Below are 25727 nucleotides of genomic sequence, written 5' to 3' on the forward strand. Positions count from 1 at the left end.
GTTCTACATTAAACTTGCCATGGCCACGGGGCGTCTTTCCAGTCCCAGGGATAATTTGAGTAGCTGTAACCAAATCCGGTCAACGGCCCGAACTCCTTCTCGAATTTCTTCTTGATCTGCTTCCTCATCCGGGTATATTCGTTGTACTGCTTAATGGCCTCATAATCCTCCGGATGGGTATCCAAATACAAGGTGAGTTCAACAATGACGAAATCGACGGTCTGAAGTTCTTCCATGATCTCATAATAATGAGCGGGAAGCTGCTTCATGATGAATCACCATCCTTTAATTCATACGGACTGTAATAAGGATCATAGAATGCTTTCCAAAGCGTTCCCGCCTTTAAGGCTTCCTTTGGTGAAAATTGCTCCAGATTTGGAGGTTGAAACCCCATATATAAATTAGGTGGTGTGGAGTACACTTTCTTCTTAATGGGCGGACACGGATCAAAGGGACTAACATACGGATAATACACTTTATAATTTTGATGTTGTTGCAAGAGACTCCCTCCAGTTTTTGGCCATATCTTTTTATAGGTATGAAGGAAGCACGTGAAACATTCATATTCGTTTTTTAATCATAATCGATCGTCAAACGTGCACCCTTATAAGCAGGACCATGAAGAGGAAGATCGATGACAGTCACTGAGTTTATCGTCATGGGTGTCCATTGATCGGAAATGGATTAAAGTCTATAACCCTTCCAACTGAAGGCACTTATACTCTTTACCAATGATTTTCCTGGTAGCCGATTGGCTTTCAAAAAGGGATGAGTACGAGGAGATAGACTGAAGAAAACCAAAAAAACAAGCATTCACCAGTGCTTGTTTCTGTTTTGAAAAAAAATTCCGTTAGATGAAAACCCCCAAATCAAAAGAGCTCAGGGATTTTCTGAAGTCTTGCCAGACTCAGGCATAGCGTCTCCACTCTACATATGAAATATCCCAACCATTCACACCTATTAAAGGAGATACCCTACATAATCTGATTGGCTACGGGAAGAGTAATCAATGTGCTTATTCCAGTTCATGAAAGGCGGGCACAATATGACACTCAGGAGGATGATCATGGGAATTTTAAGTGGTAACCCACAAGAAGAACCGTTGCATTTTGGAGAGGTATTTGGAAGCTGGAGTTATTTGTTAACAGCAAAAGCTGCTGTGGCGGGTTATCAGATGCAGTTAAATCACGCTGGAGATGATGACCTAAAGAAGTTATTGAAAGATTCAGTTGAAGACGGTCAAGAGGAAATCAAGCAGGTGGAGAAACTATTGAAAGAAAATGGGATCGGCCTCCCGCCTACTCCTCCAGAGCCACCCCATGCTTGCCTGGATGATATCCCGACCGGTGCACGCATGCCCGATCCGGCTATTGCCGCTGCTCTTTCTGCGGATATAGCATCAGGCTTAGTTGCATGCAGCACGATTATGGGACAAAGCATCCGTGAAGATGTGGCCATGATGTTCGGGCAATTCCATATGCAAAAAGCCCAAATGGGAGCGAAAGTACTCAAATTGAACAAAGAAAAGGGATGGTTGATCCCTCCGCCCCTTCACAAAAACAAGAATGAACATTGTGAGTAATTTGGTATCTATTTAGGAGAATTCTCAGGTTGTTTAACCATTTAATCAGCCTGAGAATTTTTTTGTTTCACCATGCATTTTATATATAAAGAAGAAGGTCCGTCCTTTGGAACGAACCTTCTTCTTTATGGCTTCAATATCACTTTGATACAGTCATCATCTTTGTCGTTAAATAGTTGATACCCTTTCGCCGCCTCATCAAGTTTCAGTTTGTGGGTGATGATGGAAGTGGAGTCGATTTCCCCTTTGACGATTTGGTCATAAAGGGGCTCCATATAGGCACGAGCGTGAGATTGCCCCATCTTCAGCGTGATATTACGGGCAAAGAAGGCTCCAAGCGGGAACATATTGTAAAGGCCGCCATATACGCCGGTCAGTTGAACAGTTCCACATTTCCGAACGGCTTTTGTGGCAATCTGGATCGGTCCGAGGGTCCCTCCTTGCAACTTTAATTTTTGCTCCATGTATTCAAGTGGGGACTTTTTCCCGTCCATCCCGACACAATCAATGACGACATCGGCGCCACCCTTGGTCAACTCTTTCAGTGTCTCCCCCATGTCATCGTAATGAGTGAAATCAAACGTTTCCGTCTGATTCATCTTCTTGGAGTGGCGGAGGCGGTAATCGAAATAATCCACGGCAATGACTCTTTTCGCCCCCTTTTTCCAGGCAAACTGCTGGGTCATCAATCCTACAGGGCCACAGCCCAGGACTATAACCGTATCTCCTTTTTTAACACCTGCATTTTCCACACTCCAGTAGGCGGTAGGAAGGACATCGGATAACAGAAGAATGTCTTCATCCTCCAGTTCACAATTCTCAGGTACAAGAAAAGGGGTATAGTTCCCAAATGGGACACGCAGATATTCCGCTTGTCCTCCCGGATAATTCCCGAATTTTTCCGAATAGCCAAGGAGACCCCCCGAGTCGTAGTGGGGATTGGAGTTGTCACATTGACTCTCTAGGTGATTGTGACAATACGGGCATGTCCCGCATGCGACGGTAAACGGGATGATGACGCGGTCTCCCTTCTTCACTTTGGTGACATCCTTCCCTACTTCCTCTACGATGCCCATGGGCTCATGACCGATGACATACCCAATCGGCAGCGGGAAGTTACCCTTATACAAATGGAGATCAGATCCGCAAATGGCAGTGGAGGTAATTTTGATGATGACATCCTGTGTGTCTTGAATCCGGGGATCTTCTACTTTCTTAACGGCAATAGTATTCTTTCCTTGGTACGTGACAGCTTTCATGATGATCCTCCTTCAGTTTATTGAAGATGTTTCGGCGGAGGGTTGACGGAGCCACTCTGCTGAATTTCTTTAAAGATATCTTCCCCGCCTGTTTTCTGACTCACCGGCCTCGTCGCCGCCGGGGCAACGTTGAGCATATTGATCAATCGATCTACCTTTGCCTGAAGCTGGTTAAGATCCTGTATGGTCACAGGCTTTGCTTGAGGCATCAATTCCACTCCCACCTGACCATTCGGTTCAAGCGTCGCCCACTTCACATCCGAAATTTTGCTGACTCCCTGCTGTCTTAACTTCATCTCAAGCTGATCGACGGTCATGCGGAGCTTTTTGAAATTCTTTTCCTGTATGGTGCCGTTTTCAATTAAAATCTTAGCTTTTCCGGTAATAAATTGTTCCACTCGATCTGATTTCACCTGGAGATACTCCATGATCATGAGGGTGAAGACAAGGATGAGACCTACACCGATTGTCGTCCAAATGTTCTTCCCGGCAACAGGTTGAATGAGCAATGACCCGATACCGATCATGATAACCGTTTGTGCCAGGGTCATCTGGGAGATTGATTTCCTCCCAGCGATTCTTAATAAAAGTGTTCCAGCCAATACAATAAGGATGGCTTTCCAAATCCAATCAAAATCCATAATAACTTCCGCTCCTTTCCTTTCTTTAATGCGGCATTGCCACTTCATCAAACAATAAAGATCCATTTCCTTCATGTTTGAAAATCTTTTTCGTCTTCTGAATGAATTCAGTCCATGCTACAGGTTTCTTTTTCTTATGAACCTTTAGCAGGACAGGGACCAACAAAGAATTCCCACGTGTCCTTCCGAGGTAGTATAGGGTAGTCTTACCACACACGAATTTCTTACTTTCTCACCTTGTTGTTTCAAATTATCCATCCTTTTAAAAAAGTACTATTTTATAAGTATTGGGTTGCAGGAAGCTAGTTATCCTTATGAATATCTTGAATATGACCCAATAAGTGGCACATTAACCGTGCAAAGCAACCTTACAGCAGGTAACCTGTTTGAGAAAGAAAGAATAATGATCATCTCTATTCCTTACACTAAGGAAAATGGACAAAGAGGTGAAACCGCTCCATGGATCCTACCGAATTGACATCAAACGAATTAATCACCATCATAAGCGCTATCGTACTCGGAACATTGGCAAGACTCATTACCATTAAAGAGGATTTTAGACAATATCCCAGCTATCCGAATGGCTACCTGATTCAGATCATCACGGGATTCGTAGCTGCAGCCCTTGGCGCAGTGGCCATCCCGGCTTTATTAAGTAAAAACTTCGTTGCCGTGACGTTCCTTACCCTTGCCCTCCAGCAGTTCAGGGATGTTCGTAAAATGGAGAAAGAGAGTTTGAGCGACTTGGAGGAAACGGAATTCACCTACCGCGGGAAGGCATACATAGATGGCATTGCCAAAACCTTTGAAGCAAGGAATTACCTTGCTTTCATCGTGGCACTCACCACTTCTCTCACGATTTCCGTTCTTCAAAATGCCCTCAAAGTAGAAAATCTCCCTTTATGTATCGCAGGAGGTGCACTGGTTGGGTTTGGCCTTCTATATTATTTACAGCGGTTCACAAAAGGCAAGACAATCGGGGATATTGCAGAGGTTAAAGAAGGTAAGGTAGCAGTCAAGGATTCTTCCTTATATGTGGATGATATGTACGTCAGCAATCTCCTTGGAACAGATAACGCCGAGAAGCTGTTTACAGAGGAAGGAATGGCCGTCGTCATCTTCCCGAAGGAGAATCACTTCCGGATCAACCTGGATCATTTCGGTCAGCGACAGGCTGCACTGTTTGAAGCATGCCGGGCATTGGGGGTTAAGCGATATCAATTTACGAGGAAGGATTATGAGGATGGGAAAGTCATGATTGCGCTTGTCCCCATTAAGAAGGATATAGATGCCTTCATTGAGGCCGTTAAGAAATGTCCGTTGCTCGAAAGCACGAAAAAATCCCATTCCGTGATGAAAACCAACTTGAAAGGGTGATGAAAGATGGGAAGGGAAGGTTCGATGAAGCCACCTTACGAGATACTCGCTTACTTAACGTCCAACCGCGACAGAGTCATAAACGGGGGACCACTGCTTTTATACAGTTCTGATCTGGATGAATTAAAGCAGATGACGGTTGATATTGCGAAGGGGTTAAAAGCAGACGTGGTTCAGATGACAAATGGTGATTTTCTGGTCATACGGATTTAACAAAGGAAAACACCCGGGTATGCCAATCCCCGGGCATTCTCTACTCCACCACACCCGTCCGGATAATGACGAAATCCGTGTTGACCTTCACTTTGATGTCTTTGAACATATCATGCCACTCATCATCGGTCAGATTGGAATTAATGGCCTTCGTTCGATACTCTTCACCAAATCCAAACACATCGGATGATTTAGACTGTGAGTAAGCAATGAGATCCTCAATTTCTTTTGTGATTTTTTTTCTCAGCTTCTTTTCAATCAACTCTAGATTTTCATTGTTCTTTAAGTCAATGTCCCGGTTGATTTCCTGCAAGCGGGCATTGATATGAATATTCAGGTTGAATGCCAAAGAGTTTTGATCCTTTAGTTCGATCTTGCTTTTACTTTTGATCGTATCCAACGCAATCGCAATGTCAGTTGAAGCAGGAAGGGAAGGCATGAGTGCTTCTTTCTCCCCATTTTTGAAGGTAATTTCGAAGTTCCCCGCTTTAAATCGATCGCTCACCAGTTTTACATAAAAGCTGTCGCTTGGGGATATCCTTCCCACCATCTTATCTCCCTTAAGTATCGCCATGCCCGTGATATTAATCATGTCATCCTCTAATTTTAGTAAAGGCAATAAAGGGTCCACCCCAATCGAATAATAATCATGGAGCGTTTCATGAAGGGTGGGTGAAGGAATGACTTCTCCTTTTATATTTTGCTCTATTTCCTTGTACACATATTGCCCGGCATCAGAGAACTGGGAATATTTATGCTTCAGGAGATCACCTGCGCTCCCCTCCACTATAGCCAAAAAGGTTAAATCACTGATGGAATGATCTCGGGAAAGCGTATCGGCGAGGTTGATCAATCCGTCTTTCGCCAAGTCCTCTCCATATAGGGCCACACGAAGCTGACCTGATGCCAACTTCTTGGGCGATTTCAAATTACTTTCGATCCTCGCTCCTTTGCTTGTGAGGGAACGGCTTGAAATGACATTTGTACTGTCCATGGACTGTGGGTCTGTTTCGAGTATCAATGTCGTCGTATCAATCTTTTCGTCTTCTCCTTTATCATATCCCACCGTCGTGATCATCCCGATTTTCTCAAGCGTACTGGTTTCCGCACAAGAGGAGAGGATGAGAAGGGAGAAGAAGAATGGTGTCACGAGGAAGAATCGCTTCATGATTTCACCTCCTCTTTCCGAAAGATTTTTCTCTTTATCCATACCAATAGGAACAATAAGAGTGGATAACAATAAACAACTATAAAGGCGATTTGGGCAAAATAATTATTCAATTGGTTTATTTGCTGTCTAGTCACAAATATTTGGATGGAACCAAACAAGATAAGAGCTAATCCCCATGTCATTCCCTTTGTCTTTTTCTTTCCAAATATCCGGGCCAATCCTCTGGAAGCTGACCATAAGTACAGCATCAGGTTCGGCAGGATGATGAGCAACCAGAAGGTAATGGCGACATACTCAAATCGTTCGATAAATGGCAGTCGGACGATTTTAAACAGGGAGAGTGACCCCCAAATGGTCCGTTCCAATTGGCCACCGCTAAAGTAGCTGAGTGAAATGATCATCACCGCTACATATAAAAGGGTCGTGTATAGCAGTCCAATCTGCATATACTTTTGAACGTTCCTTTTCTCTTTAATAAAAGGATAAAACGAATAAATGAGTTCAAATCCGATGACGGTGAACGTCATTGAATAAGCACCTTTAAGGATCTCGGTTGCTTTCGCCTCCAGGATGGGAAGGAGGTTTGACCAATGACTGAATTGAACCGGATATCCCAGTAAGCTCAAGAGCCAAAACGACAGGAACACACTGAAGAACGATACGCCGGCAATGATTCGAAATCCTCCGAGTACTCCATAAAGCACCAGCATTAGAATTGTCAGACTGATGAACCAGGTAGGAACTTCTGGAAACACCCATGCCTGCAGCACTTCGATGTAATTTCGTAAAACCACCAGAAAGGCACCCATAGAATATATGACGTAAAGTGCGTTCATGCATGTGCCTAACCATTTTCCGTACACATCTTCCTGGATACCGTATATATCCGAACTTTCATAGTAGTTAAGGGTTTTAACCATTACAAAGCCGACAACACAGGTCACAACACCGGAAAGAATCACCGATATCCAGGCATCATGCCCTGCATCCACATAGATGATCCGTTGAAACCCCTGCACCCCCACACCCAATTGAACCGAATGGATGATGAACATCACCATGAAAGCATTGAGGAGTGATTGTGGCTGTGGATGAACTTGTATCTTCATAGCACCCTCCCTTCTCCTTAGCGGGACTTAATCGTCTACCTTGTATTTATCCGAGTCCATTGGTCTCGCTTGATAAGGACGTTTTGATGTGTATTTAAGCGGCAGCCTGATAATGCTATCCGCCCAATCTTTTATGCGAATAGGATAAAAGGGTGCCAGAAACGGGCTACCAAGGCTTGTTTGCCTTAAGAGATGAATCAGTAAAAAACAGAAGGCAAACATCGTTCCATAAAACCCCCAAAACCCCGCTAAGATGATGATGGGGAAACGAAGAATACGAATGACATTCCCCATCATGAAGCTAGGTGTGGTGAAGGAGGCCAAAGCCCCGAGAGCGACGATGATGATCAAGATGTTACTGGTGAATCCCGCCTGCACCGCTGCCGTCCCGATTACGATACCTCCTACGATACCCATTGTCTGTCCCACTTTCGTCGGCAGCCGAGCCCCTGCCTCCCTCAGCAATTCAATAATGAATTCCAATAACAGTGCCTCAATGATGGGAGGAAAGGGGACCCTTGAACGGGATTCACTTAAGGGAATCAAAAGAGGCTGTGGAATGATTTCATAATGGAATGTCAGAGAGGCAACATAGATGGCTGTAAAGAATACAGAAAGTAACATCGCTATGAACCGAAGCATTCTTAAGAAGGAGGCCACCTGCCACTTTACATTCTGATCCTCCATACTCTGAAAGAACTCAACAAATGATTGGGGAGACCCAATCACAAGGGAACTTCCATCCACAAGAATGACGATCTTCCCATTCAAGAGCCATGAACAGGCCCGGTCCGGGCGCTCCGTTAAGATCAATTGAGGAAATATGCTCAAACCATTATCCTCAATCAATTGCATTAAAAGGGAACTATCCAACACCCCGTCTATCTTGATATTGGAGATTCGTTGGGTGACGGTCTGTACCATTTGTTCCGACGCAACACCTTCTATGTATAACAGTGATACAGCCGTACGTGTTTGCTTTCCCATTGTAATGGACTTATTGCATAGGTTCGGATTCACCAAATATCTCCGGATTAGAGAAATATTCGTAGATAAACTCTCATTGAATCCCAGCTGTGGCCCGATAACAATCGATTCATTTTCAGGCTTCGATAGGGAGCGGCTGTCCCCGGAACGGATATTGACAACCAACACGCTTGAATAGCCCTCAAGATGAATCAATACAGCACCGCTGAGAAGAGCACTAACACACGGATTCACCGTGACATACTGCTCTATATTCCCTACATTGATCTTCTCTTCCAAGAGGTCTGGTGTACACTCGTCGCCGCCCAGCTGACTGATGATGTCACGGTTCAGCATCGATTTATCAATTAACATATCGAAATAGACGAAGCTCACACCTTGCCTTGGACTCATCATGATAAGGTCGGCACTTTCATGAAAGATGTCCTTGATATCTCTCGTAAACGATTCACCAGAGCTTGAGACAGGAATGTCTACCTTTGATTCTGTATCCCCGCTGTTTTCCTCGGGACTTCTTTGTTTCTTGCTGAAAAACATACGTAGCCCCTCCCATGAAGTAGTATTACCATCATGGTCTGATCAGGATTAAAATATACCATTAGGTAGCCTGCAAACCCATTTGATCAATATAAAAGAACCCGGCATGATTATGCCGGGTTTAGCCATTAATTATATTTGTAAATATTTGTAAGGATAATTTCACTTTCCACACACATACTAACAAAAAATGGAATGGAGTGTGAAACCCATGAAGCCCAATAGTCCCCTCGTACTTTGGATGCTGATTGTCAGTACGGTATTATCCTCTTTATTCAGTGCCGTGATGATCAATAAATTGAACAGGATCAACGAGCGACTAAAATAAACCGGCAGGGAATTCGTTGGAGCACGACTCTGATTGATTGTCAGAGTTGCTTCACCTCCCCTCTGGGAAGAAAATTCTAAATGTCGTCCCACCTTTAACCTCACTCTCTACCTTTATTTCCCCCTTCATTCGTTTCACTATTTGATAACAAACCGACAACCCAAGTCCCGTCCCTTTTTCCTTAGTGGAATAATAAGGTCTGCCGATTAACCTGAGCTGCTCCGGAGACATGCCGGATCCATTATCTTGAATCATGACCATCATCCGTCCATCGCGATGACGGGTTGCTGACGCCGTGATTTCCCCATTTTCTTTTATAGCCTCAATGGCATTTTTGAGAAGATTAAGTAAGACCTGCTTTACCTCAATCTTCATCCCTTTGATCATCAAATCATTTTCAATATGCTTATGGATTGAAATGCTGTTCATCACAGCATACGTAGACATGACATCGACGGATTCATTCATCGTATCGGTCAGGCTGAACACCTCGTATTCCTCCGTCTGAGGCTTCGCCAGGGAAAGATACTCATTAATGACGCCCTGGGCATGATCGAGTTCCTGTATGGAAATATCGATGAAGCTCTTTTGTTGCTCTGTCAGTGTCTCTTTTTGCAATAGCTGCATAAACCCTCTTACCGTCGTCATTGGATTTCGGATTTCATGTGCAACAGAGGCTGCAAGCTCACTGACGACGTTGAACTTCTCAGCTTTGATAAGCTCTTTTTTGACCCTGACTTGCTCAAGCCGATTTTCAATCAGGTAGATAGACAAGATCAGCGTCACCCATACAATAGCCGTGGAGCTGACTACAAGGGGAAGCTGCTCCCATTCATTTTTCTGAACCAAATAAAGAGATCGTGTAACTGGCACGAATAAATAAAAAAGCGAAATCAGAATCAGCTTGCTTTTCCAGGTCATACGACGATACCTATACGACAAAGGAATAAGCAGTAAACCATAAATAGCATAATTGACAAGTAAGAAAACCAAGACATGATCCGTAAGGAAGCCGATAATAAGCATGGCGATAAACGTTCCAATCCCCACTCTCTTTCCGCCATAGAGAAAGGCAAGGATGAACGGAATCACTTTGAAATCGTATACATAACCGCTTGAAAACACCAACGGAAAGGCCATCGTAAATAGTAACACAACACTATTCATCATAATAAACGTAAAGGTGAACCCTCTTGTCCCCCTGTCCGATTCATCCATGAACATGTGAGAAACAAGAATAGCAAACAGGATAAATACAACATGTAAAACTAAATGATGGACATTCTCTACCATATGGGATCTCCTTTATGAAAAAAGCAACTTTACCTCTAACCTTCGACACTTTCCTGGGAAATACCTCCCATTTCTTGTGATAATTCGACAATAAGAAGCAAAAGAAGCAAGGGGACGGTTCTGGTGCTTCCTTTGTATAAGAATGCATTCGCCTCAGATTTACAGATTTGATGGGAAATGTTGAAAAATGATACTGGACAGTTCTTGAAAGCTCTAAAGCAGCTATACACTTTCAACCGTGATCCACCACTAGAAAGCGATAGGATTACAAATTATGCAGAATGCGGTCTAATTAGAAGTTTTAGAGAAATGTAAGAATTCAATCCTACCGTTTTGCCGAACCTTCTTCAATTGTGATCATAAAAAAAGTGCCGGATCTCTATGTTGAGATCCGGCACTGATAGACCCTGGAGCAGGAGAATTGTACAAACCATCCCTATGCTCCCTCCTAATTCAATGAAAGCTGTCTCCCCTTCTCACCGAGCAGCATACCTGCTGTCACGATTGCGCACAGTCCTAATGCCACCAGAATCATAAAGACGGTGTGCAGACTTGCCTCTAAGACATGGCCGCTTAACTGATCGCTCAGCCACAGGCCGGAAACCGCAATCCCGATGGACTGTCCGAGGTTCCTCATAAGGTTGAACGTCCCCATGGCAGCTCCGCGCACCTTCCATTCAACAGAGGACTGAACCGCCACTGTGAAGGCCGTGAGGGACAATCCAAATCCAAATCCGATGAAGGCCGTGACAACCATCATCATAGGAACGGGCGTATGTTCAGTCAATAAGACTAATCCCAGACATCCTGCCGTAATGACGGAAATCCCCATAACGGTAATTCTTCCGATGGAGGTTTTGGCCATTAATCTTCCCGACAGCACCGCAGCAAACGGCCAGGTAATCGACATCGTAAGCATCGTCACACCGGACATGGTTGCATTTAAACCGGTGACACCCTGAACCCATAATGGGATATAGAACGTAACGGCTACCAGAATGAAGCCAAGCATAAACCCGGCAATCGTCGAAATCGTAATAAAACGATTTTTAAACAGCGTCAGTGGTAGCATTGGTTCCTCCGCCTTGGATTCAATCCAAAGAAATAAACTGATTCCAATGGCAGCTATAATCAGTAACGTGAGTATTCCTCCTGTCACCTGCTTCTGTTCCTTCAATAACGTTAACGCATACAGAAAAGCGGTTATGCTGACGGCAAACGTGAAGATCCCGCTATAATCTATTCTGTGTTTCTTCTTTTCTATATTTTCCTTTAACGACGTCCATAACAGGAAGAGGGATACAATTCCAAACGGCAGATTCATATAGAAGATCCAGTGCCATGAAATCGTATCGACAATAAAACCGCCTGCGAGGGGACCCGTTATACCGGCGATCCCCCACACGCTGCTCATCCATCCCTGCATTTTGGCCCGCATTTCAAATGTAAACACATCACCGATGATGGTAAACGGAAGGGTAGTGAGCGCCCCTGCTCCAATCCCTTGGATCAAGCGGAACAGAACCAGCTGCTCCATGGATTGCGATAATCCCGAAAGCATGGAACCAGCTAGAAAAATACTCACACCAATGGTAAACATAATCTTCCTTCCGAATAAATCAGCCAGCTTCCCAAAGACAGGCGTACTGATCACAATGGCGAGCAGATAAACAGAGATGACCCAGGTATACAGCTCACTTCCTCCCAGATCCTCAACAATCTTCGGCATCGCTGTACTGACGATCGTTCCTTCAATAGCCGTGAGAAACGTGGCAATTAATAAAGCAAAGACAACAGACTTTTGTTTGGTTTCTTGATTCATTTTGTCCTATCCCTTTCTTCTGCTAAACTTCGGTTTCTTTCTATATTAAATCGGTAAAAAATCTCATTCTTATCTTATCATTTAAATGAGTAAGAGGCAGATGATAGAATTCGAGGGAAGTGCAGAGAAGATATTCTTTTTTAGAAGCAAGAGAACCGTCCCCATGCTTCCGTTGCATAGAATGAAACCACAGGGACAGGTACCTCAGAGTCCGAGATACCTGTCCCTATAATTTTTTCCTGCTACACCATTCCTCCAGCGACATCATTGAAAACTCTTCTTCATCATCTAACCTCAGAGGAGCAATAAACTCCAGGGAATTTCCATCTGGATCCTGAAAATAAAGACAAGCATGGGCCTGTGGATGATTTGGCAGCGCAAGAGGTTGACGATCAGGCGAGAAAGCAAACGCTTCCCTCACCTCTATCCCTCTTTCCTTTAACCACTCCTTCGTAGCGATGATATCTTCCGCTTCAACCCGAAAGGCAATATGCCTAATGGACGGATGTTACGGGATGTTCACTTGATCAGCTTCCCACAAACCAAGCCAGCTCTTCCCTTTTTCAATCCAGACAAATGAAACCTTCTCGCATTCATGGGCGACTTCCAACCCGAGCTTTTGATAAAAATGGAGAGTATTCTGCATGTTCCTTACGGGTAAATGGGCTTCATATAGTCCTTTGATCATGTCATCGACCTCCTTGGATCTATCGTACATTGATCACTTGGGAGATGCCTCAGAGATTGGGTTGAAGTTTTCTAAGACTTTTGATGGAAGGAGAAGAGAGGTTTCCGCTCTTCCCTTTCACAGTAAAAAAAACCAAATCCTATTGGTTGTGGGCTCTCATATATACTCGATTACGCCATTTAGAAATTAAATAAGTGATCAAAAACAAAAATAATCCAACCTTATTAAACAGGACATAAACGCTTATCACTTCTTCAAAGGAATCAATGGAATACATCCCGCTCAAAAGCAGCGTAGGGAAAACCGTCACCAGCATGACCAGATAATGAACGATGATCTGTTTCAGGAATCGCCACTGTTGAATCTCATAGATGACACTTGTGAATCCCAGGAAAAAAGCGATAACACCTAAGCTAAAGTAATCGTTCGAGGGAGCAGTTGACTCTTGAAAGGTAAGCAAGATCGAAATGATGGTCAGGATCATAAATGGGATACTTCCTCTGATGAGCCCTTTTTTTAATAGATTCATTGTACCGTCCTTTCTTTTCCTCTTCTATTTTTTCAATGTTGCCGCCCAGAATAAATGATAAATAGGTGTCACAAAACAGATCCCCAATAATACGATGGCGATGGAAAATGGCCAACTTGATTCCATTCCAACTGCCTCATGTAATAATGCTTCATTAGAGAAAACAAAGGTAAGAGAACCAAGGTATTGAATAAGTACCAATACTCTCTCAGCTTGTTCATATTGGATATTTTCGTTTTCCTCTGTTAAATGAATGTAGTTCAACTTCTCCGGGTTTCTGACTAAAAACCCAATAAGGAACCAGATTAAGAGGCTCACAATCGGCATCAGGAACAGAATGTATTTTGAGCCCCAGTAATCGGGTTCTCCATGACTAAAATGGATTGCGATGGTAGCTGGAATCTCGGGCCAAAGAGAAAATAAATGAAAAGCATGATAGATGAGAATGGTCGTTGAGATAATGGGAAGTGTCCACTGAAGAGTCTCTTTTTTCGTTTGTACCGCCCCCTCTGGACTTTATTTCATTAAAAGGATAAAAATTGAAATATTTGTCTATATCCATATACTATTCACTCGGTATTTCGTTTCATTATTTTTAAAACTTGCTCTCATAACACCTTTCAATCCACCACTCCTGTCTCGAACTAGGAATATAGCCAGGGATGCATGCCGAAATAGAACATAATCATGTAGATTTCGGAAAAATCATGCCACTCTCAGAATAATCGTGCGAGATCCAGAGGAATCATGCGAGTATCCCCATAATCATGCCGCCGTGTCGAATTCTCTTTAGTTCCAAGAACAAAAAAAGGTGCCTGATCCTCGATATCGCTACCGAAAGCCAGGCACCAAACTATTCAATTCATTCTTTGCTTCTTGGAAGCAGGAGAACCGTCCCCGTGCTTCCTTATCCAGCCACTTCACCAAACTGACTATTATACAGATCCGCATAAAAACCGTTCTCCCGAAGAAGTTCTGCATGCGTACCCTGTTCAATGACAGATCCTTGATCCATGACGAGGATCAGGTCGGCATCCTTAATAGTTGAAAGCCTGTGCGCGATGACGAAACTTGTTCTGCCTTCCATCAACCGGTTCATGGCTTGCTGGATTAGTAGCTCGGTACGGGTATCGACGCTTGACGTAGCCTCATCCAGAATCATGATTGGCGGATCAGCCAGTATCGCCCGTGCGATGGTGATCAGCTGCTTCTGCCCTTGTGAGATATTCGATGCTTCCTCATTCAGGACCGTATCATAGCCTTCCGGAAGCGTACGGATGAAGTGATCGGCATGAGCCATCTCGGACGCCCGCATAATCTCCTCTTCCGTTGCCCCCGTCTTACCATAAGCAATATTCTCCTTGATCGTCCCCTTAAAGAGCCACGTATCCTGCAGCACCATCCCGAAGCTTTTTCTCAGTTCACTTCGAGGGACGGACCTCGTATCAATGCCATCGATCTTGATTTTTCCATCATTCAGTTCGTAGAATCGCATCAATAGATTAATGAGAGTCGTTTTACCCGCTCCGGTCGGTCCGACGATGGCAACCGTCTGGCCAGGCTTCACATGGATATTCATATCGTTGATCAACAGATTTTCGCCATACCCGAAGTCGACCTGTTCAAACACAACCTCGCCTTTCGGACGGGAAAGGTGTGCGACGGTTTCTTCTTTCACTTCTTCTTCCTCATCGAGCAGTTCAAATACCCGTTCAGCCGCTGCCACCGTTGATTGGATGATGTTCGCGATGTTCGCCGTCTGGGTGATCGGCTGGGTGAACTGGCGCGTGTACGTGATGAACGCCTGGATATCCCCGATGGAAATCGCCCGATTCGTGACGAGGATCCCCCCGACGACACTGATGAGCACATAGCTGATGTTTCCGATGAACATCATGATTGGCATGATGATACCGGAAATGAACTGTGCTTTGCTTCCTGCTTCATATAATTCATCGTTCACCGAATCGAACTCGGCACCGGCTTTCTTTTCATGTCCGAACGCTTTCACAACTTGATGACCTGTGAACATTTCTTCAATATGCCCATTCAGTTGACCAAGCGTTCGCTGTTGATCGGCAAAGTGTTTTTGTGACCGTTTCAAAATCGGACGAATCGCGAACACGGAAACCGGTAAGCTTACCACAGAAATGAGCGTCAACAAAGGACTGATGGAGAGCATCATGATAATGATCCCGACAATCGTCACGATCGACGTGATGAACTGGGTCAGACTTTGCTGAAGCGTACTTGAGATCGTATCGATGTCATTCGTCATCCGGCTCAAGGTCTCTCCGTTCGGACGGCCGTCATAATACTTCAGGGGTAGCTTTTCAATCTTCTGATTCACATCTTCCCTTAAGTCATACGCCGTAAGCTGGGCAACGCTTGACATGATATATTGTTGGATAAAATTGAAGATGCTGCTGAACACATAAAGTCCTGCAAGCAGCAGCAGGATTTCACCGATTCTGCCAAAGTCGATCCCGGCACCGGGCACTCCTTTGAATTTTGCATAAGCCCCTTCGAATAACTCCGTGATGGCGTTACCCATGATCTTCGGACCGATGATAGCAAAGACGGTACTTAAGATGGCGGCAAAAAGAACAGCGATCAGCTGCCCGCGGCGAGGCTTTAAGTAACCGATGAGACGCCTGAGCGTGGCCTTGAAATTCTTGGGCTTCTGTCCCATCATCATCATGTTGCCACCGCCCGGACCGAATCCGCCGTGACCTCCGCCTCTTTGAGGTTTTCGTTCCTTACTCATGCAGATTCCTCCTCTGAAAGCTGTGATGAGACGATTTCCTGATACACTTCATTGGTGGCAAGGAGCTCCTGGTGGGTACCGATCCCCGCTACTCTTCCTTTTTCCAGAACAATGATCCGATCGGCATCAACCACCGTGCTGACCCGTTGGGCGACGATGAGCACCGTTGCGTCCCCGGTTTCTTTTTTCAAGGTGGCACGGAGCCTGGCATCGGTTTTGTAATCCAGGGCCGAGAAGCTGTCGTCAAAGAGATAGATATCCGGCTTCCGGACCAGTGCCCGTGCAATCGAAAGCCGTTGTTTCTGACCTCCGGAGAGATTGGATCCGCCCTGCTCGATTTCGGCACCGTAGCCTCCATCCATTCGGCTGACGAATTCTTCCGCCTGGGCGATCCGAACAGCTTCTTCTATCTCTTCATCACTCGCATCTTCTTTTCCAAAACGGATGTTTTCCGCAATCGTCCCGGTGAAGAGTGTCGCTTTCTGTGGGACGAGCCCGAGCTTCGATCTAACCTCCTCCTGGGAAGCATCTCTGATATCCACGCCGTTCACCCGGATGGTTCCACTCGCCACTTCATAAAAGCGCGGAATCAGGTTGATGAGCGTCGTTTTCCCAGAACCGGTACCGCCTATGATGGCTGTCGTTTCACCCGGATTCGCAGTAAAGCTGATATCAGAGAGAGCTGGCTCTTCGGCACCAGGATAATGGAACGTCACCGAATCAAATTCCAACGTTCCCTGTTTCACATTTGCTTGTTTTGTTCCTTTATCTTCAAAAGAAGGCTTCATTTCAAGTACTTTATTGATCCGTTTCGCCGATACATCGGCACGTGGCACCATGACGAACATCATCGACGCCATCACCAGGGCAAACATGATTTGCATGACGTATTGAATAAAGGCCATCAAATCCCCGATCTGCATCCCGCCGTTATCGATGCGGATCCCCCCGAACCAGATGACGGCGACGACGGTCATGTTCATGACAAGCATCATGACCGGCATCATGAAGGCCATGATTTTGTTCACCTTGATTGACACATCGGTCAGTTCCTTGTTCGTGTGCTTCAGGCGCTCCTTTTCTTCCGGCTCACGGTTGAAGGCGCGGATGACGCGAATACCCGTCAAGTTTTCACGAAGCACGAGGTTCAATTGATCGAGCTTTTTCTGGACGGTCTGGAACAAAGGAATCCCTTTATACAAAATCAGCAGGATCGATCCGACCAACACCGGCATCGTCAGGATAATGACCAGTGATAGCTTCGCATCCATCAACACCGCCATGATGATCCCGCCGACGAGCATGATTGGCGCACTGATGATCATCCTGAGCATCATGATCACAACCTGCTGCACCTGTGTGATATCGTTCGTCGTTCTCGTAATCAGGGAAGCCGTCCCGACTTCATCAAATTCCTGCAGGGAAAATTTTTCAATATGATAAAAGAGCTTTCGACGGACGTCACGTCCCAACCCGATGGCCGCTTTAGACGAGTAGTAACTCGCCACAACGGAAGCCACTGCACCGAGAGCGGACACGACGAGCATGAATCCGCCAATCTTCCATATATAAGGGATGTCCCCGACAACGACACCCTTGTCGATGATGTCAGACATAAGCGTCGGTAAATAAAGGGTCGACATGGATTGAATGAAGATCAGCGCGAAAATCCCCGCAACCATCCATTTATACGCCGATAAGTGTTTCAAGAGCTTGATCATGTGGCATCCTCCTCTTTCGCTTTCTCATCAAAGAAGTCGGCAATCTGCTCATGTGCACGCAACAAACCGGTAAACTCTTCTTCCGAAAGCGTTCCGACAGCCCCTGCCGTCAGCTGATGGATGCTTCCTTCCTGTTTGTGAATGCCTTTTAACATCGTCTCCCCTTGCTGGCTCAGGGAAAGAAGCATTTCCCGGCGATTATCCTCCACCGGCTGCCGCTCCAGATACCCTGCCTGAACGAGGCCTTCGACGGCTTGACTCAAGGTACTTTTCGGGAGGAACGTCTTCTCTCCCACTTCCTTTTGAGTCATCTCTTTCACCGGGGCAATCGTCACTAAAATCGTATATTGTGGAACGGATAAATCATTGTCTGCTGCCGTTTTCTGGACGAACCGCATCATGGTCTTATTCACCCTTGAAAAGGAACGCAATAATTGCAGCGCTGGAGTGATCCTTTCATTTTCCATCTATATGCCCTCACTTCTAATTGTTAATATAGTTAATTGTTCACAATGGAACTATCTTAGTTTATTCCTTTCTGATGAGTTAGTCAAAGGAATGATTTCGACATAAAAAAAAGGTGAAGGTCCGTCCCTCATGTTTCAATAGGGTGGAGTCATATACTTTTCTTTAGAGGGGGGAGAAACGAATGAATGCTGGGAACGAGCTTGAAAGGAAGGGCTTGAATGGAAAAGCGGTGGCGTCATTCATATTGGGTATCGTATCCATTGTGATCGTGATCATTCCTTTGATAGGTGCGGTTCTGGGGTTGGTAGGTGTCATATTGGGGTTGATTGCCCGACATGAAGTGAAGGGGACAAACCAGGAGGGAAGGAATATCGCCATTGCAGGAGTTGTATTCAGTTTCATCGGCATCCTATTTTCCATCTGTTGGGTGATGATGGCGTATATGACGTTTTCTTGACGGGATTCAGAGGGAAGGTTCTCTTACATCCCAGGACGTCCATATAAAAGAGCCTGTCCTTCCTTTGATAACACACAAAGAGGGACAGGATCCGCTTTCTTATTGAGCTTAAAACGAATTCACCCCTGCCCCGCGGAAGCCGAACCGTCGACTTGCTTCACTTTCGCCACGCCCATGGCAAAGTGGCGGAACAGGATGTTTTCAACTAACTCGCCTTCATCCTCTTTGCATTCGACAATCATGATCAGTTCGGAGTGAAAGCCTTTGAGTACCCTTCTTCTCTTTTTCAACACCAATTCTGTAAAGAGGCGGATGGCGAACCCTACAAGAAATCCGACTGCTGCCCCGATCAGCCCCCAGTAAATGGGACCCCATGTCAGCTCAAATCCGATGCTGGCTCCGATGACAGCAAAGGCCGTCGACAATGCGGCTCCAATGTCAATTAATGACGTTCCATCTGATCGCTGCACCGTGTCGAATACTTTCCGTTCTTCCATCATGTTATCAAGGGGCACAACAAAGATGTTTTCCTGCGGGATGCCTTTTTTCTCCAGCGTGGCAACCACCAACTCGATATGTATCGTGTGCTCGAATGTTGAGAAGAGCTGCATCGTTCACTTCACCTTCTGTCCTTTTAATACGTTAAACGATGGGGATTGGTAATTCTCCAAAAAATACTTACGCTGATCTTTTTCATACAATTTATTGTTTTCAACCGTGTTAACGTATGAATCATAAATGGAAAAACCGTACAACGATGGGAAAAACAACAGCCATTCAGGGTGGATCACTGCTGTAGCTCCACTGATATCCCCCAAGAACAATAAGGATATCGCCTCCAGGCCGTGAGAATAGTAAAAAAACACAACCGCCCACACAATGACAAAGAAAGCCGTCACAATCCTATGAATATACAGCTGTCCCAAACCCGGAATAAACAGTGACCAAATCACTGCCATCACCGGATTCCGTTTATCCAGATAATTAATCTCTAAAGCCCCGATACTAAAGGTGTTAAACCGATGTTCTTCACGATCGGCAAGGATAAACACATTATTCAGATCAACAGTCGTCCGGTAGCTATCCCAGATGCCAAAAATATACACCGGGATATAAATCAATAGCCATTGCGTATCCAGTATATCCTTTGCCTTATCGATTTCTCCTTGGAATGAATAGATCATGGCCAGATTCACATTTGATTGGATGTTGACGATAACCTCCCACACGACCAAAACAAATCCCCTGAGATATTTTGATAGCAGAAGATGACCGAAACCTGGAAAAGCCGCACTCCACCAGGCAACGATATAAGGACTTCTGAGATGAATCTGAGTGGTACCCAGAAGACTTACATGGGCCCGGTACCATCGGGCAGTATTATCGTTCGAGTAATTTTGCATAGATCACCTGCAGAATAAGACGTCCCTAACCTTTATTACCATAGGGAGCTTCTTTTATACGGAAGCATGGGGGAAGCATGGGGACGGTTCTGTTGCTTCTGCTCTAAAAAAGGACCCTCTTTACATAAGAGGGTCCTTCCGATTCTCAACTCAATTTCACTGGAGAATGTAACTTTCCGGCATCCCGGTAGGACCGATACGAAACAAATCGCTTCCCATCTTTCGATCCATCCAGATGGAGTATACGACCGGCCCTCGTTTCCAGGTAGAAATCATACTGGTTAAGGTTCAGTCTGAAAAAGGAAAACGGGTTTCCCAGGAGATCCTTTTTCGTTGCTTGGGACTCCGGGTGCAGTTGAATAAAAAACGCCAACTCCTGTACAGATGATGAGGGGATATCTGCCATCGAATAGTACGTCCCTTTCACATTATCCTTCAACTTACTCATAGCGGCCCTGGCTTTGTCTTTTAACTTACTTCCGTCTAATTCCATACGTCCACTCCTATTTGAATTCCTATTAAGAAGAATTCCCCATCTATCTGAGAATCATCCATTAAGCAAAATCACTTCATAAGAACCTTGAATGAATAAAATAAGATCTCCGAATGAACCGATACAAAAGAAGACGAAATAATAGCTCGCATTCGTGATGTCCAGTTTAAAGAGTTCTTTGAAGGCTTGGATGAATAAATGCTGGAACTTAAACCAAGTGAGGATCCATGCGATGAGTAGAAAGGTGATGATGGCCATTTTGCATTCGCTCCTTTAGATGCAGTTTTTCCAACTGAACCTTTCATTCTATCATACCAATGGATCAGCCGTTGAACCACATGAAGAATACACCGAATAAGCACAGTGGCGCTTCACTTTATTAGGAAAAGGATGTAACACCCTTCCAAAGCAAAATTCCAAATCCAGCGACGACAAAGATGATATTCCCAACCATCGACTTCGTATTCCCATCTCGTTTATCCTCAAACAGATCGAACAAACCCTTATACATCCAAAACAGGATCATCATAAACCAGCCAACATTGTCATTGAAAGGATCTTCATCAAATAAATACCTCAAAGAAATAAGGAGAATGATCACAAGAGGGACGATCCGCAAGAGATTCCTTTTCGTTTCTTTCGTTTCACTCTTCATACGATCCTCCTATCCGGAACCATGGGGACAGGTCCCTCGGCTCTATTACTGAAATGGGGCCAGGGGACCTGTCCCCGCGGCTTCATTTTCATCAATTAAATCTGATTCCTACCTCCGATTCTCATAATCAGAACGTACACCATGTACCCCAAAATGCTACCCAACACATTAAAAATGACATCATCAATGTCTGTGACCCGTCCCCATCCACCACTGAAGGATTCGAGTAGCTGTAAGCATTCAATCGTGACCGACACAACAAGCCCAATCTTGATAACAACCTTTAGGGATTTTGCTTTTTCCCATAATAAAGGAACCAAAAACCCTAACGGCATAAACATTAAAATATTCCCTCCCACGTTTCGAACAATGAGGGTAATCATGAAGTATACGTCTCCACTATAAGCGGTTCCAATTTGACTAATATCATGGATGACTGATAGCAGGGGAACTACATTAATCGAAAATAATAGGTGATGGGATTGTGTTGGAAATCCGATTGGGAAAGGAAATAACGTCACCGATACGACAAATCCGATATATACAATAAATAGCAAGTGGATCATTTCCTTTAGCCATTGGATTGGAACATGGTTCTTATATTTCCTCCCAACTACAATGCCCCGTATCGTCATATACAGGATAACCGCCGGGATTATGACGACATTTCCATTCACTAGAATCATTCTTTTGACCTCGTTATATATATATTCTTTTGTATGTTAGGAACCGTCCCTATCGCCTTCTTGTAGAAAATAACCAAAACAAATCATGACTACTCCCACAAAACTCATGACTAATTCAACCGGGTAAACGTCACCATCACGGAGAAAACGAATGAGAAAGCTTGTCCCAAACCCGGTAAGTATCAACAAACCTAAAAAAATGAATCCCTTCTTCAAGTTCATTCTCACCTCTACCCACTAATCTTCCCAATCAACTCCACAACCTCTTCATCTTCCCCAGCATCCACCGAAACATTCTCCGTCCCATCCACAATCTTCTTCGTATACTCCTCCATCGACTCCTCGATCTGCTCACTACTCGGCCAGTGCGACGGAACATCGTACACATTGATCGTTCCGTCCCCATTGCCGCTGTAGGTGACGGTGCCATCAGCCATGGCTTTGCCGCTTAGCACGATGACGTCTTCCGGATACGCGACGCTTTCCTCATCATAAGGATTCATCTTCTCCCCGGCTGAAATATGCTCCACGTTCAGCTCTCCTACGTCCTGATTCCCGGTCACCTGCAGCCAGACGCGTGCATATTCAATTTTATCTGAAGGATAGGAAGAAAGAGGGTCTTCCTCTGTGTCCGATTGTTCTTCGGAGGTTGCTTCTTGTAAATCTACTGAATCCACTTCTTCATCCGTTCCTCCTGATGGTTCTTCCCCATTACCATTACTTTCACTTACCTCTTCGGGCTGGGCCTGTTCCACCACTTCCTGTTTTCCACCGCTGCACGCCAAGAGCAGCAAACCGATGGTGAGTATCATCATATATAACAATCGTTTATTCATTTCCCATCCCCCAATACTCTCCTAATAAATGATTCCTTCCCTTTCGAATACGCTTCCCGATCGTCAGAGAACTGGTCCGCCAGACGCATCTTCAGCTCGGCATATTCTTCTTTTAAAGAAGGGCTTCCGTTCAACCGGTCCCTGAATAATCGCTGCTCGTCCCAACGGGTTTCCCCTTCCAGCATAAGGTGCAGATGGGCGACACGCCTATCATCCTCAACCTTGATGAAGAACCTCCGCCACGACCGGTCATCCAGCTCAACCGGTACAAAATGCCATCCATCCTCTTCAAGTTTCAGGGCTATTTCGTCCACGGCATCAAAGGATGGAATTTTCGCCATGACGTCAATGATCGGTTTTGCAGGAAGGTCGTGGATTGCCGTACTTCCCACATGCTCCACTTCAAGCACGCCAAAGGGGCGTAAAGAGTCTAAGAGTCTCGTTACTTCCACACTCCCCGCTTCATGCCATCCCGGATTTGGAGCATCAATCTCAATGGATTCCACTGCCCACTTCGGCCAATCTCTACTTTCCATCACTTGTCACCACCTTCTCCAGTTCGATCTCGTCCCTGATTGGAATCCCATCATTTCCGATCAACGGGATCTCCGGCTTGATCTGCCTCGCTTTCTCCACGGCATTCCGGTGAATCGCCGTCATCACGAAGCCCCTCTTTTGATAAAATTTCAGAGCCGCCAGATTGTCATTGGTCGTGATCAGCGTAATTCGCCTGCAATCCGACCTAGCAGCCATTTTCTCTACTTCTTTGATGAGGGCCGTGCCAATTCCCTTTTTTTCTTCTAAACTATCAAGAGAAATGATCTCGCATTCTCGGTCTTTACGTACATATGTAATCAAACCTGTGATCACGGTATTCTCATTCAAAACGGCAAAGCCGTCTAGAGTTGCACAGTCATAGATTCCGCTTGAAATGACCATCTCAGGACTTCCCCAATGCTCATGGAAAAATGCAATCAAATTCTCTTTCCGTATTTCTTTCAGTGACACGACGTTCATCCGTGTTCTCCCCTTTTTCTGGTACTCTACTGGAAGATACCACAGATCAAATTGTAAAAAAAGGAAAAATAAAGAAATTCATATGATAAACTAGAAAAAAGTCTATAACACCTATAAAAGGAGAAGCTAGCATGCAACTGACCATTAGAAGAAGAACCGAAGAGGATATCAATGAATTTCTTACCTGGACGTATGACGGAATCTATTCGTTTTACGATAATAATAGTCAAATAGAAAAGATCGAAGGACTAAAACAGAGCGTTCATCTGGAAAGAGCCTTTTCCGTCGTGGACGAAAACGGGAGTCTGATCGGAAACTGTGAGTTTTATGATGTGGAAGAAGACGGGAAAGATATCCTGGTTCTCGGAGTTCAAATGAAGCCTTCCCTGACAGGCAAAGGACAAGGATCGGCCTTTGTGAAAGCCATCATCGATCAAGGTCGGGAACGGCTGAAGTTCAGTCATTTGGAGCTCGCCGTCGCGGATTTCAATGAGCGGGCAATCCGGACGTATGAGAAAGAGGGATTCCTGGTGAGGGACGAATTTATGAATGAGATCAGGGGGCAGGAGTATCGTTTTGTGATTATGGCGAAGGATTGGGAATAGTTCATGTCTGAAAATAGTAGAAAATGAAAGGAGGTCCCTACGAATGAAAAACGTACAATTTATTTTATCCATCCTTTTGTGTCTCTTGGTTGGCTGCTCCAATAGCGAACAAACGCTGAAAATCGAACCAAAAGAAAAAGCCGGTACATTATTTATTCAAAAAGTAGAAAACCATACAAGTTCTGAAGAGTTGACCAAGGAGATCCACGATCAAGAACAAATCGAGGAAGTATTGACCAAAATAGAGGGGCTTAAAGTCAAAAGCATCAGTTCGGACGAGATGATGGATAAGATGAAGTCAACAGACACGTATATGTTCGTCTTTTCTGAAGGTAAAGAAATGAAACTGGGTAAAGCAGCACCATTCGCTTTTAACGTTTTGGAAAATGGGACCTTTCTTTTTTCTTATAGTGGATTTGATTCACCGCGAGAACCTCTAATAACCGTTGACGTGCATGAGGAATTATTAGAAGAATTGAAGGATTTAGTCGGGATTGAATTCTAAATTACAAGCTGGAGGGACGGACCTCAAAATTCATTATTCTGGTTTAATGAATTCGGAATTTGAAGGTCCGTCCCTCTCACTAATCATTCACACTCTCCACTCTCGTGACATAAGTTGATGATGAGTGTTCACGTTTTTGGTGCATTTACCTAGTTTTGTATTGCTTTTGTGTTGAGAGCCATTGGGTATTTTGCGTGGGAGGTAATGGAGAGAATGAATAATTTTCATAATGAACTTCAGAATCTGAATATAGGTGATTTCCAGGCGACGCAGCCGGTTTCCTGGGATCAGAATATGTATGACCCGAATGATGAGCGGCTATTCCTTGGATTTGGGGGCTGTTTCGGATTTGGGTTTGCTTGCTTCTTCAGCTGCTTCGGATGCGGCGGCTGTGGTGGATGCTTCCGTTGCGGAGGGTGCGGCAGATGCGGTGGCTGTGGCCGATGTGGCGGATGCGGCAGATGTGGACGCTGCGGTCGTTAGTCAGCGGTTAATACTTCAAAGAGATCCCTGCATGAGTCCATGCAGGGGTCTTTCTTTATACATAAGGGACAAATTGGCTGTCATACGATGATAAT

At 44.9% G+C, this 25727-nt stretch carries 33 protein-coding genes and 1 pseudogene; 7 read left to right on the forward strand and 27 right to left on the reverse strand.

Annotation, left to right across the window (positions count from 1 at the left end; all coding sequences use genetic code 11):
• Positions 1-8 precede the first annotated feature (8 nt).
• Positions 9-269 (reverse strand): spore coat protein CotJB, encoded by a 261-nt coding sequence (locus tag KYJ26_RS11245; protein WP_219167360.1) that lies wholly within the window; start codon positions 267-269, stop codon positions 9-11.
• On the reverse strand, positions 266-499 hold the full coding sequence (locus tag KYJ26_RS11250) for a spore coat associated protein CotJA (RefSeq protein ID WP_219167361.1): 234 nt from the start codon (positions 497-499) through the stop codon (positions 266-268). The genes KYJ26_RS11245 and KYJ26_RS11250 overlap by 4 nt, the downstream gene beginning before the upstream one ends.
• Positions 500-1066: 567 nt before the next feature.
• Between KYJ26_RS11250 and KYJ26_RS11255 the strand changes: the two genes are divergently transcribed.
• Entirely contained in the window at positions 1067-1582 is a 516-nt protein-coding gene (locus KYJ26_RS11255; RefSeq protein WP_219167362.1) for a DUF3231 family protein, read from the forward strand.
• 125 nt (positions 1583-1707) lie between these two features.
• Here KYJ26_RS11255 and KYJ26_RS11260 read toward each other — a convergent pair whose 3' ends face one another.
• Together KYJ26_RS11260 and KYJ26_RS11265 are read right to left on the reverse strand one after the other, a co-directional pair.
• Positions 1708-2841, reverse strand: a complete 1134-nt coding sequence (locus tag KYJ26_RS11260; RefSeq protein WP_219167363.1) for a zinc-dependent alcohol dehydrogenase — start codon at positions 2839-2841, stop codon at positions 1708-1710.
• A gap of 17 nt (positions 2842-2858) precedes the next feature.
• Positions 2859-3482 carry a DUF421 domain-containing protein gene (locus KYJ26_RS11265; RefSeq protein WP_219167364.1) on the reverse strand — a complete coding sequence of 208 codons (624 nt, stop codon included), beginning with the start codon at positions 3480-3482 and terminating at the stop codon, positions 2859-2861.
• A gap of 459 nt (positions 3483-3941) precedes the next feature.
• On the opposite strand from KYJ26_RS11265, the gene KYJ26_RS11270 reads away from it, so the two are divergent.
• Both KYJ26_RS11270 and KYJ26_RS11275 read left to right on the forward strand, forming a co-directional pair.
• Complete coding sequence (locus tag KYJ26_RS11270; protein WP_219167365.1) at positions 3942-4859, forward strand: YIEGIA family protein; 918 nt, start codon at positions 3942-3944, stop codon at positions 4857-4859.
• Between the two features lie 24 nt (positions 4860-4883).
• Complete coding sequence (locus KYJ26_RS11275) at positions 4884-5072, forward strand: capping complex subunit for YIEGIA (protein WP_257474975.1); 189 nt, start codon at positions 4884-4886, stop codon at positions 5070-5072.
• Between the two features lie 40 nt (positions 5073-5112).
• Here the strand turns inward: KYJ26_RS11275 and KYJ26_RS11280 are convergent, their stop codons facing one another.
• The 13 genes and pseudogenes from KYJ26_RS11280 to KYJ26_RS11330 form a co-directional block, all read right to left on the reverse strand.
• Entirely contained in the window at positions 5113-6240 is a 1128-nt protein-coding gene (locus tag KYJ26_RS11280) for a Ger(x)C family spore germination protein (protein WP_219167367.1), read from the reverse strand.
• Entirely contained in the window at positions 6237-7352 is a 1116-nt protein-coding gene (locus KYJ26_RS11285; RefSeq protein ID WP_219167368.1) for a GerAB/ArcD/ProY family transporter, read from the reverse strand. Before KYJ26_RS11285 ends, KYJ26_RS11280 begins: the two co-directional genes overlap by 4 nt.
• Positions 7353-7379: 27 nt before the next feature.
• Positions 7380-8876, reverse strand: a complete 1497-nt coding sequence (locus tag KYJ26_RS11290; RefSeq protein ID WP_219167369.1) for a spore germination protein — start codon at positions 8874-8876, stop codon at positions 7380-7382.
• Positions 8877-9255: 379 nt separating this feature from the next.
• Positions 9256-10497: an ATP-binding protein gene (locus tag KYJ26_RS11295; protein ID WP_219167370.1), complete on the reverse strand. Its 1242-nt coding sequence runs from the start codon at positions 10495-10497 to the stop codon at positions 9256-9258.
• Between the two features lie 448 nt (positions 10498-10945).
• Positions 10946-12319 carry an MDR family MFS transporter gene (locus KYJ26_RS11300; RefSeq protein WP_219167371.1) on the reverse strand — a complete coding sequence of 458 codons (1374 nt, stop codon included), beginning with the start codon at positions 12317-12319 and terminating at the stop codon, positions 10946-10948.
• Positions 12320-12545: 226 nt separating this feature from the next.
• On the reverse strand, positions 12546-12740 hold the full coding sequence (locus tag KYJ26_RS24215; RefSeq protein WP_307513835.1) for a hypothetical protein: 195 nt from the start codon (positions 12738-12740) through the stop codon (positions 12546-12548).
• Between the two features lie 87 nt (positions 12741-12827).
• The gene (locus KYJ26_RS24220; protein ID WP_307513836.1) at positions 12828-13007 is read right to left on the reverse strand and encodes a VOC family protein; all 180 of its coding nucleotides are present in this window, start codon (positions 13005-13007) and stop codon (positions 12828-12830) included.
• Positions 13008-13146: 139 nt separating this feature from the next.
• Positions 13147-13536: a DUF3021 family protein gene (locus tag KYJ26_RS11310; protein WP_219167372.1), complete on the reverse strand. Its 390-nt coding sequence runs from the start codon at positions 13534-13536 to the stop codon at positions 13147-13149.
• 24 nt (positions 13537-13560) lie between these two features.
• On the reverse strand, positions 13561-13800 hold the full coding sequence (locus KYJ26_RS23960; protein ID WP_257474976.1) for a hypothetical protein: 240 nt from the start codon (positions 13798-13800) through the stop codon (positions 13561-13563).
• Positions 13801-13860: 60 nt separating this feature from the next.
• Positions 13861-13998: pseudogene (locus KYJ26_RS24370) on the reverse strand (DUF1648 domain-containing protein); the annotation flags it as partial.
• A 445-nt stretch (positions 13999-14443) separates the two neighbouring features.
• Complete coding sequence (locus KYJ26_RS11320; protein WP_219167373.1) at positions 14444-16303, reverse strand: ABC transporter ATP-binding protein; 1860 nt, start codon at positions 16301-16303, stop codon at positions 14444-14446.
• Positions 16300-18024, reverse strand: a complete 1725-nt coding sequence (locus KYJ26_RS11325) for an ABC transporter ATP-binding protein (protein WP_219167374.1) — start codon at positions 18022-18024, stop codon at positions 16300-16302. The genes KYJ26_RS11320 and KYJ26_RS11325 overlap by 4 nt, the downstream gene beginning before the upstream one ends.
• Positions 18021-18491, reverse strand: a complete 471-nt coding sequence (locus KYJ26_RS11330) for a MarR family winged helix-turn-helix transcriptional regulator (RefSeq protein ID WP_257474977.1) — start codon at positions 18489-18491, stop codon at positions 18021-18023. The genes KYJ26_RS11325 and KYJ26_RS11330 overlap by 4 nt, the downstream gene beginning before the upstream one ends.
• Positions 18492-18673: 182 nt before the next feature.
• Between KYJ26_RS11330 and KYJ26_RS11335 the strand changes: the two genes are divergently transcribed.
• Positions 18674-18949, forward strand: coding sequence for a DUF4190 domain-containing protein (locus tag KYJ26_RS11335; protein WP_219167375.1), 276 nt, complete (start codon positions 18674-18676; stop codon positions 18947-18949).
• A 119-nt stretch (positions 18950-19068) separates the two neighbouring features.
• Here the strand turns inward: KYJ26_RS11335 and KYJ26_RS11340 are convergent, their stop codons facing one another.
• From KYJ26_RS11340 to KYJ26_RS11385, 10 genes are all read right to left on the reverse strand, one after another.
• Positions 19069-19560 (reverse strand): hypothetical protein, encoded by a 492-nt coding sequence (locus KYJ26_RS11340; RefSeq protein WP_219167376.1) that lies wholly within the window; start codon positions 19558-19560, stop codon positions 19069-19071.
• A 3-nt stretch (positions 19561-19563) separates the two neighbouring features.
• Positions 19564-20352 carry a hypothetical protein gene (locus KYJ26_RS11345; protein ID WP_219167377.1) on the reverse strand — a complete coding sequence of 263 codons (789 nt, stop codon included), beginning with the start codon at positions 20350-20352 and terminating at the stop codon, positions 19564-19566.
• Positions 20353-20497: 145 nt separating this feature from the next.
• Entirely contained in the window at positions 20498-20845 is a 348-nt protein-coding gene (locus tag KYJ26_RS11350; RefSeq protein ID WP_219167378.1) for a hypothetical protein, read from the reverse strand.
• Positions 20846-20899: 54 nt separating this feature from the next.
• Positions 20900-21103, reverse strand: a complete 204-nt coding sequence (locus KYJ26_RS11355; protein WP_219167379.1) for a hypothetical protein — start codon at positions 21101-21103, stop codon at positions 20900-20902.
• Between the two features lie 121 nt (positions 21104-21224).
• A complete protein-coding gene (locus KYJ26_RS11360; protein ID WP_219167380.1) occupies positions 21225-21500 on the reverse strand; it encodes a hypothetical protein in 276 nt (91 codons plus the stop codon).
• A gap of 95 nt (positions 21501-21595) precedes the next feature.
• Entirely contained in the window at positions 21596-22186 is a 591-nt protein-coding gene (locus KYJ26_RS11365) for a VanZ family protein (RefSeq protein WP_219167381.1), read from the reverse strand.
• A 36-nt stretch (positions 22187-22222) separates the two neighbouring features.
• Positions 22223-22408 (reverse strand): hypothetical protein, encoded by a 186-nt coding sequence (locus tag KYJ26_RS11370; protein WP_219167382.1) that lies wholly within the window; start codon positions 22406-22408, stop codon positions 22223-22225.
• A gap of 8 nt (positions 22409-22416) precedes the next feature.
• On the reverse strand, positions 22417-23022 hold the full coding sequence (locus KYJ26_RS11375) for a hypothetical protein (RefSeq protein ID WP_219167383.1): 606 nt from the start codon (positions 23020-23022) through the stop codon (positions 22417-22419).
• Positions 23019-23558, reverse strand: a complete 540-nt coding sequence (locus KYJ26_RS11380) for a GrpB family protein (protein ID WP_219167384.1) — start codon at positions 23556-23558, stop codon at positions 23019-23021. Before KYJ26_RS11380 ends, KYJ26_RS11375 begins: the two co-directional genes overlap by 4 nt.
• Positions 23548-24039, reverse strand: a complete 492-nt coding sequence (locus tag KYJ26_RS11385) for a GNAT family N-acetyltransferase (RefSeq protein ID WP_219167385.1) — start codon at positions 24037-24039, stop codon at positions 23548-23550. Before KYJ26_RS11385 ends, KYJ26_RS11380 begins: the two co-directional genes overlap by 11 nt.
• A 131-nt stretch (positions 24040-24170) precedes the next feature.
• On the opposite strand from KYJ26_RS11385, the gene KYJ26_RS11390 reads away from it, so the two are divergent.
• The 3 genes from KYJ26_RS11390 (at position 24171) to KYJ26_RS11400 (ending at position 25632) form a co-directional block, all read left to right on the forward strand.
• Positions 24171-24644 carry a GNAT family N-acetyltransferase gene (locus KYJ26_RS11390; RefSeq protein ID WP_219167386.1) on the forward strand — a complete coding sequence of 158 codons (474 nt, stop codon included), beginning with the start codon at positions 24171-24173 and terminating at the stop codon, positions 24642-24644.
• 43 nt (positions 24645-24687) lie between these two features.
• Positions 24688-25149 (forward strand): hypothetical protein, encoded by a 462-nt coding sequence (locus tag KYJ26_RS11395; protein WP_219167387.1) that lies wholly within the window; start codon positions 24688-24690, stop codon positions 25147-25149.
• Between the two features lie 213 nt (positions 25150-25362).
• Positions 25363-25632 (forward strand): heterocycloanthracin/sonorensin family bacteriocin, encoded by a 270-nt coding sequence (locus KYJ26_RS11400; protein ID WP_219167388.1) that lies wholly within the window; start codon positions 25363-25365, stop codon positions 25630-25632.
• Positions 25633-25727: the final 95 nt, after the last annotated feature.

Source organism: Rossellomorea orangium, from assembly GCF_019334305.1.
In the GTDB taxonomy this organism is placed as follows: domain Bacteria; phylum Bacillota; class Bacilli; order Bacillales; family Bacillaceae_B; genus Rossellomorea.

Excerpts from the sequence above, each read along its gene's own strand:
- KYJ26_RS11325 (WP_219167374.1), bottom strand. The coding sequence starts at position 18,024 with ATGATCAAGCTCTTGAAACACTTATCGGCGTATAAATGGATGGTTGCG.
- KYJ26_RS11270 (WP_219167365.1), top strand. The coding sequence starts at position 3,942 with ATGGATCCTACCGAATTGACATCAAACGAATTAATCACCATCATAAGC.
- KYJ26_RS11295 (WP_219167370.1), bottom strand. The coding sequence starts at position 10,497 with ATGGTAGAGAATGTCCATCATTTAGTTTTACATGTTGTATTTATCCTG.
- KYJ26_RS11360 (WP_219167380.1), bottom strand. The coding sequence starts at position 21,500 with ATGAAGAGTGAAACGAAAGAAACGAAAAGGAATCTCTTGCGGATCGTC.
- KYJ26_RS11330 (WP_257474977.1), bottom strand. The coding sequence starts at position 18,491 with ATGGAAAATGAAAGGATCACTCCAGCGCTGCAATTATTGCGTTCCTTT.
- KYJ26_RS24220 (WP_307513836.1), bottom strand. The coding sequence starts at position 13,007 with ATGATCAAAGGACTATATGAAGCCCATTTACCCGTAAGGAACATGCAG.
- KYJ26_RS11340 (WP_219167376.1), bottom strand. The coding sequence starts at position 19,560 with ATGCAGCTCTTCTCAACATTCGAGCACACGATACATATCGAGTTGGTG.
- KYJ26_RS11400 (WP_219167388.1), top strand. The coding sequence starts at position 25,363 with ATGAATAATTTTCATAATGAACTTCAGAATCTGAATATAGGTGATTTC.
- KYJ26_RS11365 (WP_219167381.1), bottom strand. The coding sequence starts at position 22,186 with ATGATTCTAGTGAATGGAAATGTCGTCATAATCCCGGCGGTTATCCTG.
- KYJ26_RS11265 (WP_219167364.1), bottom strand. The coding sequence starts at position 3,482 with ATGGATTTTGATTGGATTTGGAAAGCCATCCTTATTGTATTGGCTGGA.
- KYJ26_RS11290 (WP_219167369.1), bottom strand. The coding sequence starts at position 8,876 with ATGTTTTTCAGCAAGAAACAAAGAAGTCCCGAGGAAAACAGCGGGGAT.
- KYJ26_RS11335 (WP_219167375.1), top strand. The coding sequence starts at position 18,674 with ATGAATGCTGGGAACGAGCTTGAAAGGAAGGGCTTGAATGGAAAAGCG.
- KYJ26_RS11350 (WP_219167378.1), bottom strand. The coding sequence starts at position 20,845 with ATGGAATTAGACGGAAGTAAGTTAAAAGACAAAGCCAGGGCCGCTATG.
- KYJ26_RS11370 (WP_219167382.1), bottom strand. The coding sequence starts at position 22,408 with ATGAACTTGAAGAAGGGATTCATTTTTTTAGGTTTGTTGATACTTACC.
- KYJ26_RS11260 (WP_219167363.1), bottom strand. The coding sequence starts at position 2,841 with ATGAAAGCTGTCACGTACCAAGGAAAGAATACTATTGCCGTTAAGAAA.
- KYJ26_RS11275 (WP_257474975.1), top strand. The coding sequence starts at position 4,884 with ATGAAGCCACCTTACGAGATACTCGCTTACTTAACGTCCAACCGCGAC.
- KYJ26_RS11300 (WP_219167371.1), bottom strand. The coding sequence starts at position 12,319 with ATGAATCAAGAAACCAAACAAAAGTCTGTTGTCTTTGCTTTATTAATT.
- KYJ26_RS11320 (WP_219167373.1), bottom strand. The coding sequence starts at position 16,303 with ATGAGTAAGGAACGAAAACCTCAAAGAGGCGGAGGTCACGGCGGATTC.
- KYJ26_RS11345 (WP_219167377.1), bottom strand. The coding sequence starts at position 20,352 with ATGCAAAATTACTCGAACGATAATACTGCCCGATGGTACCGGGCCCAT.
- KYJ26_RS11245 (WP_219167360.1), bottom strand. The coding sequence starts at position 269 with ATGAAGCAGCTTCCCGCTCATTATTATGAGATCATGGAAGAACTTCAG.
- KYJ26_RS11385 (WP_219167385.1), bottom strand. The coding sequence starts at position 24,039 with ATGAACGTCGTGTCACTGAAAGAAATACGGAAAGAGAATTTGATTGCA.
- KYJ26_RS11380 (WP_219167384.1), bottom strand. The coding sequence starts at position 23,558 with ATGGAAAGTAGAGATTGGCCGAAGTGGGCAGTGGAATCCATTGAGATT.
- KYJ26_RS11310 (WP_219167372.1), bottom strand. The coding sequence starts at position 13,536 with ATGAATCTATTAAAAAAAGGGCTCATCAGAGGAAGTATCCCATTTATG.
- KYJ26_RS11285 (WP_219167368.1), bottom strand. The coding sequence starts at position 7,352 with ATGAAGATACAAGTTCATCCACAGCCACAATCACTCCTCAATGCTTTC.
- KYJ26_RS11255 (WP_219167362.1), top strand. The coding sequence starts at position 1,067 with ATGGGAATTTTAAGTGGTAACCCACAAGAAGAACCGTTGCATTTTGGA.
- KYJ26_RS11395 (WP_219167387.1), top strand. The coding sequence starts at position 24,688 with ATGAAAAACGTACAATTTATTTTATCCATCCTTTTGTGTCTCTTGGTT.
- KYJ26_RS11355 (WP_219167379.1), bottom strand. The coding sequence starts at position 21,103 with ATGGCCATCATCACCTTTCTACTCATCGCATGGATCCTCACTTGGTTT.
- KYJ26_RS11280 (WP_219167367.1), bottom strand. The coding sequence starts at position 6,240 with ATGAAGCGATTCTTCCTCGTGACACCATTCTTCTTCTCCCTTCTCATC.
- KYJ26_RS11390 (WP_219167386.1), top strand. The coding sequence starts at position 24,171 with ATGCAACTGACCATTAGAAGAAGAACCGAAGAGGATATCAATGAATTT.
- KYJ26_RS11375 (WP_219167383.1), bottom strand. The coding sequence starts at position 23,022 with ATGAATAAACGATTGTTATATATGATGATACTCACCATCGGTTTGCTG.